Source organism: Okeanomitos corallinicola TIOX110, from assembly GCF_038050375.1.
GTDB lineage: Bacteria > Cyanobacteriota > Cyanobacteriia > Cyanobacteriales > Nostocaceae > Okeanomitos > Okeanomitos corallinicola.
Window position 1 is genome coordinate 1,762,430 of the sequence record NZ_CP150886.1, and the last position, 14,218, is coordinate 1,776,647.

The following is a 14,218-nucleotide window of genomic DNA, read 5'->3' on the forward strand; positions in this document are numbered from 1 at the left end:
TCATATTTAGGGAAGGTGACAGGTGACAGACAAGAGATACAGAGATTTCTATTGTTTTCCCAAATGTGCAATTAATTTTGCCCAGGTACTTAGATAAATATTGGGATTTGGGTCTTTTGAGGGTTTAGCATTGCTAAACCCCTAAAAAAGTGAAATCAAAAAGTCATGAAATTACTTGGATCTAGCCGCAGTCTTACCATCAACAGATTTTATTTCTGCCAGTAGCTGTGACATCAAAGGCTCTAATTTTTTCGCTGTTTGCTCTTGTTGTTCTAAATTCTGTTGCAGAAGTTGTACAATTTGGCTTTTACCCATCTTTTCCGCACCTTTAATTAAACAGTGATAAAAGGCAATTTCTAGATGTTCAATAATTAACTGTCCACCAGCTATTCCTGGTTCGATAAGTTCCTGGTGATCAGCCGTAAGTAGCATAGATTTTTGACAATCACTAATCAAGCCAACCGCCGCATCACAAGTAATTCTCTGTGGTTCTTCTCCTAGAAGTTCAAACACCTGTTCTAAATTTCTGACTTGTTGTTCAGTTTCTCGAATATGGTTCTCTAATGTTGATCTTAACTGTTTATTTTGACAACATTGAACCATCATCTGTTGTGATTCTAAAAAGCGATTTTCCGCATCATAAACCATGCTAATTGCATAGGTAAACTTATCTGATAAAGTAGAGAGTTTTTTGATTCCCGGACGTTCACTAAGTTGAACCATTTTTGTTCTCCTGAAGGTTTAAAGTGACTTTTATTTCCTACCTTTTAAACCTATGTTGATCTTTTCGTATTCTCGTCACACTGAGGACACAGTTTTGATGTTAAATCTGACTACTATTAAGGATATAAGTATCATCCTGTAGATAGGGAATAGAAGATATTTAGCTTTACTCAATAAAGATAGTTTATTGCTGATGGTTGACTCCAGACCGCTGATGGCTAAGATTTAAGTTAAAGTAAAGATAAGTAAAGCAATTGCTGTCAATTATAATGACTACTCCCAGTTTAGAAGTAATTTCTACCCAGTTAGAAAGTACAAACCTACGCGATCGCATGGTAGCTTTAGCTAACCTGCGTGATATTCCCTCAGAAGATGCAGTACCTTTAATTAAGAAGGTATTAAATGATGAATCCATGCAACTACGCTCAATGGCGGTATTTGCATTAGGTATCAAGCAAACTCCCGAATGTTATCCTATCCTGATCAAAATATTAGAAACTGATCCAGATTACGGTATCCGGGCTGATGCTGCTGGTGCTTTAGGGTATTTAGGTGATAACAGAGCATTAGAAGCACTATCCAGGGCATTTTACGAAGATACAGATTGGCTAGTTAGATTTAGTGCTGCTGTTTCCTTGGGTAATATCAAAGATGCCCGCGCCCATGATATTCTCATTCAAGCACTTGATAGTCAAGAAGTAGTTATCCAACAAGCTGCCATTTCTGCTTTAGGAGAAATACAAGATATTGAGTCTGTAGATCATATCCTCCGTTTTGCCCAAGCTGAAGATTGGCTAGTACGGCAACGTCTAGCAGAAGCTTTGGGTAATCTTCCCACCCCTAAAAGTGTTTCTGCTTTGAAATATTTGGAAAAAGACAGTCATCCTCACGTTGCTGAGGCTGCGAGAATTTCTCTGGAAAGACTTGCAGAAATAGAAAATCAAAATTAGGTTAACACTTCCTGCTACCTTTTTAATAATAAAAGTTGAATTCTTTGTATTTTGCTCCAGGACAGTTTGATTCATGAATATTGAAGAATTTTTTGAGTTAAGTGCGGGAAAATGGTTCTCTCACCGTACCAGTCACCATTTAGCCTTTAAACAATCAGAAGATGGTAAGTCAGACATCGTAATTGAGATGTTGGCCGCAGATCATCCCGAAGTAATTAAACTGTGTGAACAGCACAAAGTTGAACCTAGTAACGCTTCCTGTGGTGCAAGAGTCACCTGGAAGGGAACAATGGAATGGGATGAAGAAAAACACGAAGGTTCTACAGTTCTAGTTACAGTTCCTGATGCAGATAAACCTGGTGAAGGTAAATTACTGCGGGAAATGGGTTATGCCGAAAAAGCCCCCGTCGCAGGAACTTACAAAATTGGTGATGATGGGGCTTTAACTCTAATCACTGAGTATGAAACTATGTCTTCCGAGGAAAGGCTATGGTTTGCTAGTCCTAACCTCCGGATGCGGGTAGGTATTCTCAAGCGGTTTGGTGGTTTTAGTATGGCTTCCTTTACTTCTGAGATTCGTATGGGTGCTACAGAAGCATCTAAAAAAGCGATGGAAGCAGCTAATGCGGGTTAGTTGGGGAGAGGGAGTGATAGAAAGGAAAATTAACTCTTTATTCTGATATTCTTCTGACTCCTGTACGGGCGAACGGCCGTTCGCCCCTCCTGACTTCTGATTACAAATTTGTAGATATTGCCTGGACTGGACAGGTGGGAATACACTGTTCACAGACAATACAGCGCGATCGCGTGAATGTGAGTTTATATGTTTCCGGATCGAGAGTCAGGGCTTGTGTGGGACAAACTCCTGTACACAAACCACAGTCAACACATACTTCTTCATCAATGACAATTTCACCTAAATTATGGGAAACATTGATATTTTGCGATCGCATCCACTCAATAGCTGCATCTAACTGATCAATATCTCCCAATAATTCCACCACTAATTTACCAATTTGATTGGGAGCAACCTGAGCGCGGATAATATTAGCAGCAACATTAAAATCCTTGGCTAGTCGGTAAGTCACCGGCATTTGAATGACACGTTTGGGAAAAGTCAGGGTGACGCGTTTTTTCATAAGTAGGGTTTGCTGATAAAGTCTTGTCGTGGAGACAGGTGACAGGTGACAGGTGACAGGTGACAGTTTCAAGAGTTGGATGGGAACTATTTTTCCTTGAAGCAGGAATTAAATGCAAGGTTTTTCAGTTCTCACCTCATCAAAGCTTGCATTTTTTGAAAGTCAAAATCGCTAAAATCGTTTACCTGTAATGTTTTGAGATTTATTCAGCAAGCCCTAAGTAAAAAACAGGTTTTGCTAAACTAGATCAGTAAACTACTTAATAAGTCTTAATAAATAAATTATGAGTACAGAAACACCTGTAAATGATCCTACCAAGTCAGAATCTAACCTTGGAGGACGTGTCAGAAACTTCCTCATTGTCATGGTAGCTGTCATCTTGAGTGCTTCACTATTTTTAGGACTACGAACTCAAACTGACTCTGTTTCTCTCACCCAACTAGATCAAGCATCCACACCTCTAGAAGTTGCAGTCAGTAATAATAAGCCCAGTTTAGTAGAGTTCTATGCAGATTGGTGTACAGTCTGTCAAAAAATGGCACCTGATATGGCAGAACTCAAACAACAATACGCAAACAAACTCAACTTTGTCATGCTGAATGTGGACAATAACAAATGGTTGCCAGAAATGCTCAAATATCGGGTAGATGGTATTCCCCATTTTGTCTTTTTAAGCAACGAAGGAGAAGGTATAGCCGAGGCAATTGGTGATATACCTCGTTCCATCATGGCCAGTAATTTAGAAGCCTTAGTGACCAATTCTCCCCTACCCTATGCCCAAAGTAGTGGCAAAACTTCCACATTTTCCGCCCCAATATCAGCGGGTAGTCAAGATGATCCTCGCAGTCATGGTAGTCAAGTTGTTAATTAACAGGTAATTGGTAATGGGTAATGGGTGGTTACTCATTACTTTTACCTTCTAAAACACCACTTTCAATCATTAATTTTGGCCAGATTAATAAAAAGAAACCCATCCAAGTTAATACAGGAATAGCGACAAAAATTGTTAACCATATTAGTTGAAATATCAACCAGCTACCACTAATTAATGTTAAACCTGTGAGCATAATTGACCAAGGTTGACACCACCAAGGTTTATAATTCCAAGGATTTATTGTTTGTTTTTCAGACATAATTTTTTTGAAGTTTGTTGTTTTGTTGATTTTTTTCAGGACTAAGTCCCAATTACAGACTTTTATTTTATTAAAAATCATCAATATTTAGTACAATCATTGTAGTTAAATTTAGCAAAAATTAAAATATAAATTATGGTTGGAGTTGCAATTGTCGGTACTGGATTTGGGCAAAAAGTACATATTCCCGCATTTCAAGCACACCATAAAACTGAGATTAAAGCTATTTATCATCGAGATATAAATAAAGCTAAATCTATCGCTGAAGCTAATAATATCTCTCATGCTAGTGATAATTTGGCAGAAATTCTCGCCTTACCAGAAGTAGAAGCTGTGAGTATTTCCACACCGCCATTTCTACATTATGACATGGGTAAACAAGTTTTAGAAGCTGGTAAACATCTGTTATTAGAAAAACCAGTTACTTTAAATGCAAATGAAGCTAAAGAATTATATCAATTAGCAAAAACTAAAGGTCTAATTGCATCTGTTGATTTTGAATTTCGTTTTATTCCTGCATGGCAATATTTTCATCAACTTTTATCTTCTAATTATGTTGGTAATATTCGCTTAATCAAAATTGACTGGTTAGGTGCTTCCCGTGCTGATACATCCCGCGCTTGGAATTGGTATTCTCGTCAAGATCAAGGTGGTGGTGTATTGGGTTCTTTAGGTTCTCATGCTTTTGATTATATTAATTGGTTATTTGGCCCAGTTAGTAAATTAAACGCCTATTTAAATACAGCTATTACCCAAAGAAATGATCCTCAAAGTGGGGAAGTAAAAGCAGTAAATACCGATGACAATTGTTTGATATCTTTAGAGTTAGCAAATGGTACACCATGTCAACTTTCTATTAGTGCTGTGGTTCATGCACCTAGACCTCATTGGATAGAAGTTTATGGTGATCAAGGAACTTTAGTTTTAGGAAGTGAACATCAAAAAGATTATATTCACGGGTTTAAAGTTTGGGGTTTTCAAGTTGGTGAAACTTTAACAGAAATGGAAATTCCTCCACATTTATTGTTTCCTCAACATTATGCTGATGGTCGAATTTGTGCATTTTTAAGAGTTGTGGATCAATGGGTGATAGGAATTGAGACAAAACAAGAAATTACACCATCTTTAAAAGCAGGTGTTTATTCACAATTATTGATGGATTTATCCCATCAATCCAATGATGGGAGAATGTGGGTAGATGTGCCAAATTTAGAGTCATTTTTAGCGGCATAATTACCTGTAAAGTGGGAAATTCCCACTCTATAATTAAACGCATAAACACAAAATTTAGGGGTAATCTCCCTCCGGTTGCTTTCATGCACAGAAAACAATCACAGGGACATCACCCCTATAGAATTCAACAGTAGTTAATGATTACTCAGCAGTCACCAATTCAGTGCTACCCTTAGTGCGTTTCCGTGTCAAGGTGTTATAAACCATGATCCCGATTGCTTTAATCAAATTACCTTCTAATTCTTGGAACATCTTCATGTTCACACCAAAAGCAGCATTTGCTTCTTCGGTAATGCGATCGCCTGTAGCGTCATCAATGGGCATTTCATCTAAATTTTGCCGATATTTAGCTTTAAATGCCTTCTCATCGCTAATATCTGCAAACTCATAAAAAGCAGTACCTTCACCTTCACCCAGTTTCATTGCTGTGACAGCAATATTTTTGAGGATTTGTCCCCCAGATAAGTCACCCAAATAACGGGTATAGGAATGGGCAATTAATAATTCGGGTTCTGTAGCGGAAATTTCCCGAATGCGATTTACATAGGCCTCACCAGCAGGGGATAATTTGATCTGCTCCCGCCAATTATAACCGTAGTAGTAAGCTAAATCTTGCTCTAATGTATGCTTGCGGTTTAGTTCAGGAAAATAAATTTTACTCACAATGGGGTGATGTTTGTGCTTTTCCATCTCTTCTTCCATTGCTGAGTAGATGAAATAAAAGTTAGCAACCAGTTTCCGGTACGATTTTTTTTCTACAACTCCTTTCAAAAAGCACTTGACAAAACCTACATTTTCTGCCATTGTATGCGCTTTTTTTGTACCTACTCGTAATTTAGAGGCTAAATTGCTGCTCATGTTAAATTTCTCTACTTTAAAAAGTCAACTTGTGAGAATTGTTCACTAATGACGAAAAAATGCCATTAAAACGTTACCTTAGAACTTTTTGATGAGAATTTATATTAAAATTCATGAAGTTGCTGTCGAAAAGTATTCTTTTATACTATAAAAATAAGGTTCTGTAGGCTTTTTCCAGTTATCATTGGGTTATAAGCCTGATTTATCAAAGACATTGGGGGATGTCAAGTAAATAATTCACAATCATCTGTAATTTTACTTAATACAAGATCGTCAAAATTAATTGTGGTTAAGAAAAGAAATTGCAGATGTTCTGTTGACAGGCTATTTCATCAGAATTGTTGAACAAGGTTTAAAGTGTTATCCTCCATTGTGATGGTGTGGAGTGTAGAAAAATATGGTTTCTTCTATGGCTAAGACTCAAGGCCGTATATCTGAAGGTTATATGGCTAAAACTGAAAGATTGAAAACAGGAAACGAAAGTAATTTTGCCCCTAGCTTCATATCCCTGCCAAAAACGCCGTTATTCGGTACAGATGGCATCCGTGGCAAAGTGGGAGAATTACTCACAGCACCCCTAGCCTTACAAGTAGGTTTTTGGACTGGTATTATTTTACGTGATCATGCTGCCAAAATAGGACCGATTATCTTGGGGCAAGACTCCAGAAATTCCAGTGATATGCTGGCTATGGCCTTAAGTGCAGGATTAACTGCCGCAGGTTTAGAAGTTTGGTATTTAGGTTTATGTCCTACTCCCTGCGTAGCTTATCTGACGAGTATTACTGATGCTATTGGTGGAGTCATGATTTCTGCCAGCCATAACCCACCAGAAGACAATGGCATTAAAATTTTTGGTGGGAATGGGACAAAGTTGTCGAAAGCACTACAAGCCAAAATTGAATCGGGTTTGCGGGGTGACGTTGCTACTACTAGCAATGTAAGTAATTGTGGTAGACATTATTCACGGACAGAATTAATAGCAGATTACGGAAAAGCTCTGCAACAACCGTTACAACCCCAAGTAAATCTTCAGGGTATGAAGATAGTGTTAGATGTGGCTTGGGGGGCGGCTGTGGGGTTAGCACCGACAGTATTTACCCAGATGGGTGCGGATGTGATTTGTTTACATAACCAGGCGGATGGCGATCGCATTAATGTCAATTGCGGTTCTACACATCTAGATATTTTGGCAGAAGCAGTCAAAGAGTATCAAGCGGATATGGGCTTTGGCTTTGATGGCGACGCAGACCGAGTATTAGCCGTAGATAATACAGGCAGACAAGTTAACGGTGACTACATTCTTTATATTTGGGGTTGTCATCTGCAAACACAACAACAATTGCCAGATAACTTGATTATTTCCACTGTGATGGCGAACTTAGGCTTTGAGAAGGCTTGGGAAAAAAGAGGAGGTAAATTAATTCGCACCGCTGTTGGTGATCAGTACGTGCAAGCTGAAATGCTGAAAACCGGAGGAATGTTGGGGGGAGAACAATCAGGACATATCCTCTGTCGTCATTATGGCATCTCTGGAGATGGGTTACTGACAGCTTTACATTTGGCTGCTGTGGTGAAAGCGGCGGGAATTTCTTTAGGGGAAATGGTAGATCAAAGTTTTCAAACCTATCCACAACTATTAAAAAATGTGAGAGTAGAAGATAGAGAAAAACGGTTAGGGTGGGAAAATTGCGAACCAGTACAAAAAGCGATCGCCAAAGCCGAAACCGCCATGGGTGATCATGGCAGGATCTTAGTTCGTGCATCTGGGACAGAACCTGTGATTAGAGTTATGGTAGAGGCTGCTGATACTGAATTGGTAAACTATTGGACAAAGGAATTAGTATCCCAAGTTCAGGAACACATAGCTTAAAGAAGAATTCAGGAGTCAGGAATTTAAGGAGTCAGGAGTCAGGAGTCAGGATAAAGAATTAATTTTTCTTTTAATTTTTCTTTTAATTTTTCTTTCCCTACTCCTCCTACCTCGAATCCTACACCCTCTTCTTCCCTGTCACCTGTAACCTAAACAGTTATGCCGAAAACAAAGCGAAAATCCAAACGCGGAAAACAGCAGTCATCACCAAATAAACCAGTCCTGAGTTTAAAAGAAGAGTTAGCTCTCAAGCGCAAAGCTATGCAAGCACGTAAAGAATTTACTGGCTTGGTTAGTAAACTTATAGGCAGTGGCATATTTTTGGGTATAGTGCTTTTTTTTGTAGGTGGCATTAAATTAGCTGTTCCAGGGGCATTAGGTCTCATGGTTTTAACTCTGTGCTACAAATATCCACGCCCTGCTTTGTTTGCTTTTGTGATCTACCTACCTTTTGCGGGGACTGTGGTTTACTGGTTGGGTGGTAGTCCCATTATGCAGTTAGCCAAAGATGCTTTTTTTATCCCTATGGCGATCGCAGTTTGGCAAACCTGTAACAAACAAAGACAGCCCTTTCTTGTTCCTAAAGGCATTAAAACTCCATTTATGATTCTCCTTGGCTGCTGTATCATGACTCTACTATTTGTCAATGGTGAACAGCAATTAATTGTCAATAGTGAACCGGAGTTAAGTGCCTCTGGAGAAGTACCTATAGGAGTCGGAATCTTAGGATTAAAAGTTTTAATAGGCTATTTGCCCCTAATTAGCTGTGTATACTACTTAATCCGTGATGAAAAAGACTTTTGGTTACTCTCACGGCTTCAAGTTATCCTCATACTAATCTGCGGTCTTCTCGGAATTATGCAGTATGCTCTACTCACAATTGGGGTATGTAAAGGAACTGTAGGTGTTGAGGGAGACTTATTGTTTAAAGCTTCACTAGATGCCCGCTGCTATGTCGGCGGTGCATTGTTGTATACTCCAGAGCAGGGAGTAATTCGCTTACCTGGAACATTTGTTGCTCCTTGGCAATGGTCATGGTTTTTGATTTCGGGAACGTTTTTTACCTTTGCTAGTATTTTTAGCGATAAATCCATTATTTGGCGAATTATCAGTTTACCAGCTTTAGCTTTAGTGTTTATGAATGCCGTTGTTTCTGGACAAAGAATTGCTTTAGCTTTAGTACCAGTTTGTTTTGTGATGCTATTATTATTTACGGGTCAATTTGCAAATTTTAAAAAGTTTATTCCTGTTATAGGTGGGTTTGCTTTAATTTTAGTAATTGCAATGGCAGCTAACCCCACAGTCGTACAAGAAAGAACAGACAGTTTTGTTGATAGATGGAATGCTTCACCTCCTCAAAATTTTATAGTTCAGCAATTCGAGGAAAGCTGGCACCAGGTTGATGATAGTCCTTTGGGTAAGGGTTTAGGTCGGGCAACTAACTCAGCCCGCATCTTAGGTTCAACTAGGTTAATAGAAACATATTATCCTAAAGTTCTTTATGAAGTGGGAATTGTGGGAGTAATGGCTTTTTTGATCTTTGTTACTACAATCACAGTTACTGCTTTTAAGACCTATAAAAAAATCAAAAATCGTAATCTTAGAACCTATGCTGCCAGTATGTGGGTGTTTATTTTATTTATTAGTTATAACACCTATTATTATCCTTTAGATGTTGACCCAGTAGGTGTTTACTATTGGTTATCCATAGGAATGTTATTCAAGTTATCAGAACTTGATAAAGAAATGAAACATGACCCTCAAGAAATACAATCAAAATATAATAAAAAAAGTGTAGGTAAAAAATCATCTAAATATAATAAAAACATACAAATATAAAATCAAAATTAGTTATTGGATGATCTCTATACAGCCACTGTAAGGTTATACTTAAATAACATCAGCTTAATTAATTACAATTTTAACTATCACATTTATGAATAATTACCCATTAATCTCCGTAGTTATCCCTACATACAGAAGAGAAAAACTGCTACAAGATAGTATTGTGGATGTCTTAAAACAAGATTATCCCGATTTTGAAGTTTTGGTAGTAGATCAAACCCAAACCCACGAACCAGAAACTCAAGCTTTTCTAGATAAAATGTCTGCATCTGGTAAAATCAAGTTGTTTAAATTAGATTGGGCAAGTTTACCAGGTGCAAGAAACTACGGTGTACGCAGATCATCGGGTGAAATTATCTTATTTATTGATGATGATGTGCAGTTAACACCTGGTTTTTTAGCTGCTCATGCCAAAAACTACGTAGAAAATCCAGAAATAGGTGCAGTTGCAGGCCGCGTCTTTGACAGAATGAAATTAGGTGATTCTGGGGGAGAACTGGAAATTGAATACTTACCACCGGAAGCAATGGATCCTGGTATTGCTTGGTATCATATTGATTTAGTACATACGACCAAACCTCAGCAAGTTTTAACCGCTAGAGGTTGTAATATGTCTTTTCGTAGAGATGTGTTTACTAAGTACGGTATTAAATTTGATGAGAGGTTTCGGGGTAGTGCAGTCAGGGAAGAGTCGGATTTTTGTTTACGGTTTCGACAAACTGGATATAAAATTTGGTATGATCCAGAATCTTATTTAGTACATTTAGGAGAAGAAACAGGCGGTTGTCATGATATTAGTATGCGATCGCTTAAATATCAAATTACCTTTTATCACAATCATTTTTTATTAGGTTTAAAAAACCTCACATTTACCCAATCTTTGCGACTTTATGGTCGTTTATTTGACTGCCATGTTCTCGGCAACCCTCCTTGTTATAAAAGTGGTTCACCTATTAAAATTGCCAGTCGTGGAGTTTTCTATTTTTTAGGTTTTCTTAAAGCTTTAGGGACTATGATTCAATCAGCGTGGAATGATGGGCAAATTTACAGTCGTTTAGATCAACAGGTTTAATTTATTGAACGCAGATGAACGCAGATAGACGCAGATAAATTATGGATAAATTTAACATATCTCTAATTATAATTATGTCGGTGTTCATCTATTTTTGTAATTTTGAATGAGTTCTAAAATTTATCAATTTATATTCAAAATTTACCATGAAAATATTAGTTGCTAGTCACACCTATATAGTAGACTTAAACTGTGAAAAATTACGAGCTTTAGCAAAACTAGAATCAGGCATTGAAGTTACGGTTGTAGTTCCTAAAAAATGGCAACCGGGAGGAGTACAAAACAAAATTATTGAAACAGAATATAGAGATGAAGGTGCTTTTAAAATAGTTCCTATTTCTAATTTTAGTCAAAATCATCAAGGATTATTAACTTTTGGGACTGATTTAATCGGGTTATTAAATAAATTTCGTCCCGATATTATTCATGTTGAACAAGGTTCAAGGGGTTTAGCTTATACACAAATGATTTTGTTGAATCAATTGTTAGGTTTAAAATCTAAAAATGTATTTTTTACCTGGTGGAATTTACCTTATGAATTGAAATTACCAATTGCCTTATTAGAAAAATATAATCTCAAGAATAGTGATGGGATTATTTCCGGTAATCAAGATGGGGCTGATATTTTAAGACAACGGGGATATAATGGTTCTATTAAAGTTTTACCCCAGTTGGGTGTAGATGAAACCTTATTTAAACCTAACCCACAGGCAGATTTAGCTGCTAAATTAGGAATTGATGAACATGATTTTGTTGTTGGTTTTGTCGGTAGATTTGTGCCTGAAAAAGGTTTACTTACTCTGTTAAAAGCATTAGTGAATATTCAAGATAAACCCTGGAAATTATTACTATTAGGTAGAGGAGATTTAAGAGCAGAATTATTGAAAATAGCTACGGAAAATAATCTTCAAGAAAAAGTGGTGATAGTTGAAAGTGTTCCTCATGATGAAGTTGCTAATTATATAAATTTAATGAACACATTGGTACTTCCTTCTGAAACAACTTATAAATTTAAAACCCTCACTGCTGTGGGTTGGAAAGAACAATTTGGTCATGTTTTAATTGAAGCAATGGCTTGTAAAGTTCCTGTAATTGGTTCTGATTCTGGAGAAATTCCTCATGTTATTGGTGATGACGGTTTAATTTTCCCTGAAGGCGATGATCAGGCTTTAGCTAATTGTTTATTACAGTTAATTGATAATCCAAATTTGGGTGAACAATTAGGAATAAAAGGTTATGAAAAAGCAATGATTAAATATACAAATAAAGCGGTAGCTCAACAACAATATGAATTTTATCAAGAGTTAAAAGTTAAAGGTGACTGGTGAAAGTAAGAATAAAATAGAAGTTCAGAAGTTGGGATAATTAGCTATTACCCATTACCCATTACCCATTACCCATTACCTATTACCTATTACCCATTACCCATTAAATGAAAATATTACAAATTGTTCCTTCTATTTCTCTTATTTATGGTGGTCCTAGTCAAATGATTTTAGGACTATCACCAGCCTTAGCAAAAGCAGGTGCAGAAGTTACTATCTTAACTACTAATACTAATGGTGATAATGGACAAGAATCACTTGATGTTCCTTTAAATAAACCTATTCAACAAAATGGTTATGAAATCATTTATTTCCGTTGTGCGCCATTTCGCAGATATAAGTTTTCGATTGATTTGTTAAAATGGTTAAAAAATAATGCTAACAAGTTTGATATTGCCCATCTTCATGCTTTATACTCTCCTGTAATTAGTGCTGCGGCGATGATTTGTCGTCAGCAGAATTTACCTTATATTTTACGTCCTTTAGGAACTCTTGATCCGGCTGATTTACAAAAGAAAAAACAATTAAAAAAAATATATACTGCTGTTTTAGAACGTGATAATATAGCGGGTGCGGCAGCAATTCATTTCACCAGTGAACAGGAAGCAAAGGTATCTGAAAGGTTTGGTGTAAAAACAAAAGATTTGGTGATTCCTTTGGGTGTTATTCCTCCTAAAGTAAGCACTGAAGATGTGAGAAGTAAGTTTTCTATTCCCCAGGATAAACCTTTGATTTTATTTATGTCACGGATTGATCCTAAGAAGGGTTTAGAATTATTAATTGCGGCTTTAGAAAAGTTGTTAAATCAGGGTTTTGATTTTCATTTTATCTTAGCAGGTACAAATCCCCAAGATCCAATTTATGAGCAAAAAATTAAATCTGAAATAGAAAGTTCAATTTTAAAATCTCATACTACTATTACAGGTTTTGTGACAGGAGAAATAAAAACTGGTTTATTAAAAACTGCGGATTTATTTGTGTTACCTTCTTATTATGAAAATTTTGGTATTGCGGTTGCAGAAGCGATGGTAGCAGGTACACCTGTGGTGATTTCTGATCAAGTGCATATTTATCAACAAATCATAGATAGTGAGTCTGGTTGGGTGGGTAAAACCAGTGTAGAATCAATTTTTGAATTATTAACAACAGCTTTGTTTAATTTGCCAGAATGTCAAAAACGGGGGTTAAATGCTAGAGAATATGCTTTACAGAATTTTAGCTGGGATGCGATCGCACAACAGATAATCCAAGCATATAATCAGATAATTAGGGTTGACTGAATAAACACCAAACAAGAAATTTTATTGCCACCTGCGAAATCTCGATAGGATAACAGTTGATTTATGTCATGATGGCACAGTAAAATAAACATCTTTTCTAATTACAGGGAATCTAACATGGGATTACGTCTTGGTGATACAGTACCTAATTTTACACAAGCCTCTACACACGGCGACATCAACTTTTACGAATGGGCAGGTGATAGCTGGGTAGTATTATTTTCTCACCCTGCTGACTTTACACCTGTTTGCACAACAGAATTAGGAACAGTTGCGAAGTTAAAACCTGAATTTGACAAACGTAACGTAAAAGCGATCGCTCTGAGTGTTGATGATGTAGACTCTCATAATGGTTGGGTGGGAGATATCGAAGAAACCCAAAACACCAAACTCAACTACCCCATTTTGGCAGATGCAGACAAAAAGGTTTCTGACCTTTATGATATGATTCACCCTAACGCAGCTGCAAATATTACAGTGCGTTCCGTATTTGTGATTGATCCTAGCAAGAAACTGCGTCTTTCTTTCACTTACCCCCCCAGCACTGGACGTAATTTTGATGAATTATTACGAGTAATTGACTCTTTACAGTTAACGGATAACCATAGTGTAGCTACTCCAGCAGACTGGAAAGATGGTGAAGACTGCGTCATTGTTCCATCCTTAAAAGATCCCGCAGTGCTGAAAGAGAAATTCCCCAAAGGTTACAAAGAAATTAAACCTTATTTGCGGATGACTCCCCAACCTAACAAATAATTTTCAGTCACATTAATATTCATTGATATGGTGG

14 protein-coding genes are annotated in these 14,218 nt (G+C 37.1%); 10 read left to right on the forward strand and 4 right to left on the reverse strand.

Annotation, left to right across the window (positions count from 1 at the left end):
- Positions 1 to 171 precede the first annotated feature (171 nt).
- A complete protein-coding gene (locus WJM97_RS07665) occupies positions 172 to 723 on the reverse strand; it encodes a DUF892 family protein (protein ID WP_353932447.1) in 552 nt (183 codons plus the stop codon).
- Between the two features lie 269 nt (positions 724 to 992).
- Here WJM97_RS07665 and WJM97_RS07670 point away from each other — a divergent pair, with 269 nt between their 5' ends.
- Complete coding sequence (locus WJM97_RS07670; protein WP_353932448.1) at positions 993 to 1,673, forward strand: HEAT repeat domain-containing protein; 681 nt, start codon at positions 993 to 995, stop codon at positions 1,671 to 1,673.
- A gap of 73 nt (positions 1,674 to 1,746) precedes the next feature.
- Positions 1,747 to 2,307: a phycobiliprotein lyase gene (locus tag WJM97_RS07675; protein ID WP_353932449.1), complete on the forward strand. Its 561-nt coding sequence runs from the start codon at positions 1,747 to 1,749 to the stop codon at positions 2,305 to 2,307.
- Between the two features lie 100 nt (positions 2,308 to 2,407).
- On the opposite strand, the gene WJM97_RS07680 is transcribed toward WJM97_RS07675, so the two are convergent.
- Positions 2,408 to 2,812: an NIL domain-containing protein gene (locus tag WJM97_RS07680; protein WP_353932450.1), complete on the reverse strand. Its 405-nt coding sequence runs from the start codon at positions 2,810 to 2,812 to the stop codon at positions 2,408 to 2,410.
- Positions 2,813 to 3,095: 283 nt separating this feature from the next.
- Between WJM97_RS07680 and WJM97_RS07685 the strand changes: the two genes are divergently transcribed.
- Positions 3,096 to 3,683, forward strand: a complete 588-nt coding sequence (locus tag WJM97_RS07685; RefSeq protein WP_353932451.1) for a thioredoxin family protein — start codon at positions 3,096 to 3,098, stop codon at positions 3,681 to 3,683.
- Between the two features lie 28 nt (positions 3,684 to 3,711).
- Here the strand turns inward: WJM97_RS07685 and WJM97_RS07690 are convergent, their stop codons facing one another.
- A complete protein-coding gene (locus WJM97_RS07690) occupies positions 3,712 to 3,945 on the reverse strand; it encodes a DUF6737 family protein (RefSeq protein ID WP_353932452.1) in 234 nt (77 codons plus the stop codon).
- A gap of 135 nt (positions 3,946 to 4,080) precedes the next feature.
- Here WJM97_RS07690 and WJM97_RS07695 point away from each other — a divergent pair, with 135 nt between their 5' ends.
- Positions 4,081 to 5,178, forward strand: a complete 1,098-nt coding sequence (locus WJM97_RS07695) for a Gfo/Idh/MocA family oxidoreductase (protein WP_353932453.1) — start codon at positions 4,081 to 4,083, stop codon at positions 5,176 to 5,178.
- A gap of 141 nt (positions 5,179 to 5,319) precedes the next feature.
- Here the strand turns inward: WJM97_RS07695 and WJM97_RS07700 are convergent, their stop codons facing one another.
- A complete protein-coding gene (locus tag WJM97_RS07700; protein WP_353932454.1) occupies positions 5,320 to 6,036 on the reverse strand; it encodes a heme oxygenase (biliverdin-producing) in 717 nt (238 codons plus the stop codon).
- A gap of 397 nt (positions 6,037 to 6,433) precedes the next feature.
- Here WJM97_RS07700 and glmM point away from each other — a divergent pair, with 397 nt between their 5' ends.
- The 6 genes from glmM (at position 6,434) to WJM97_RS07730 (ending at position 14,184) form a co-directional block, all read left to right on the forward strand.
- Positions 6,434 to 7,906, forward strand: coding sequence for a phosphoglucosamine mutase (gene glmM, locus WJM97_RS07705; protein ID WP_353932455.1), 1,473 nt, complete (start codon positions 6,434 to 6,436; stop codon positions 7,904 to 7,906).
- Positions 7,907 to 8,065: 159 nt separating this feature from the next.
- Entirely contained in the window at positions 8,066 to 9,745 is a 1,680-nt protein-coding gene (hpsL, locus tag WJM97_RS07710; protein ID WP_353932456.1) for a hormogonium polysaccharide biosynthesis protein HpsL, read from the forward strand.
- 97 nt (positions 9,746 to 9,842) lie between these two features.
- The gene (gene hpsN, locus WJM97_RS07715; RefSeq protein ID WP_353932457.1) at positions 9,843 to 10,823 is read left to right on the forward strand and encodes a hormogonium polysaccharide biosynthesis glycosyltransferase HpsN; all 981 of its coding nucleotides are present in this window, start codon (positions 9,843 to 9,845) and stop codon (positions 10,821 to 10,823) included.
- 146 nt (positions 10,824 to 10,969) lie between these two features.
- On the forward strand, positions 10,970 to 12,151 hold the full coding sequence (gene hpsO / locus WJM97_RS07720) for a hormogonium polysaccharide biosynthesis glycosyltransferase HpsO (RefSeq protein WP_353932458.1): 1,182 nt from the start codon (positions 10,970 to 10,972) through the stop codon (positions 12,149 to 12,151).
- A gap of 104 nt (positions 12,152 to 12,255) precedes the next feature.
- A complete protein-coding gene (gene hpsP, locus WJM97_RS07725) occupies positions 12,256 to 13,428 on the forward strand; it encodes a hormogonium polysaccharide biosynthesis glycosyltransferase HpsP (protein ID WP_353932459.1) in 1,173 nt (390 codons plus the stop codon).
- Between the two features lie 117 nt (positions 13,429 to 13,545).
- On the forward strand, positions 13,546 to 14,184 hold the full coding sequence (locus tag WJM97_RS07730) for a peroxiredoxin (RefSeq protein WP_353932460.1): 639 nt from the start codon (positions 13,546 to 13,548) through the stop codon (positions 14,182 to 14,184).
- The last annotated feature ends 34 nt before the right edge of the window (positions 14,185 to 14,218 follow it).

What these genes read in the sequence shown, in the direction of transcription:
- WJM97_RS07680 (WP_353932450.1), bottom strand. Translation starts at nt 2,812, where the DNA reads ATGAAAAAACGCGTCACCCTGACTTTTCCCAAACGTGTCATTCAAATG.
- WJM97_RS07685 (WP_353932451.1), top strand. Translation starts at nt 3,096, where the DNA reads ATGAGTACAGAAACACCTGTAAATGATCCTACCAAGTCAGAATCTAAC.
- WJM97_RS07695 (WP_353932453.1), top strand. Translation starts at nt 4,081, where the DNA reads ATGGTTGGAGTTGCAATTGTCGGTACTGGATTTGGGCAAAAAGTACAT.
- WJM97_RS07665 (WP_353932447.1), bottom strand. Translation starts at nt 723, where the DNA reads ATGGTTCAACTTAGTGAACGTCCGGGAATCAAAAAACTCTCTACTTTA.
- WJM97_RS07670 (WP_353932448.1), top strand. Translation starts at nt 993, where the DNA reads ATGACTACTCCCAGTTTAGAAGTAATTTCTACCCAGTTAGAAAGTACA.
- WJM97_RS07690 (WP_353932452.1), bottom strand. Translation starts at nt 3,945, where the DNA reads ATGTCTGAAAAACAAACAATAAATCCTTGGAATTATAAACCTTGGTGG.
- hpsO (WP_353932458.1), top strand. Translation starts at nt 10,970, where the DNA reads ATGAAAATATTAGTTGCTAGTCACACCTATATAGTAGACTTAAACTGT.
- WJM97_RS07675 (WP_353932449.1), top strand. Translation starts at nt 1,747, where the DNA reads ATGAATATTGAAGAATTTTTTGAGTTAAGTGCGGGAAAATGGTTCTCT.
- hpsN (WP_353932457.1), top strand. Translation starts at nt 9,843, where the DNA reads ATGAATAATTACCCATTAATCTCCGTAGTTATCCCTACATACAGAAGA.
- hpsP (WP_353932459.1), top strand. Translation starts at nt 12,256, where the DNA reads ATGAAAATATTACAAATTGTTCCTTCTATTTCTCTTATTTATGGTGGT.
- WJM97_RS07730 (WP_353932460.1), top strand. Translation starts at nt 13,546, where the DNA reads ATGGGATTACGTCTTGGTGATACAGTACCTAATTTTACACAAGCCTCT.
- glmM (WP_353932455.1), top strand. Translation starts at nt 6,434, where the DNA reads ATGGTTTCTTCTATGGCTAAGACTCAAGGCCGTATATCTGAAGGTTAT.
- WJM97_RS07700 (WP_353932454.1), bottom strand. Translation starts at nt 6,036, where the DNA reads ATGAGCAGCAATTTAGCCTCTAAATTACGAGTAGGTACAAAAAAAGCG.
- hpsL (WP_353932456.1), top strand. Translation starts at nt 8,066, where the DNA reads ATGCCGAAAACAAAGCGAAAATCCAAACGCGGAAAACAGCAGTCATCA.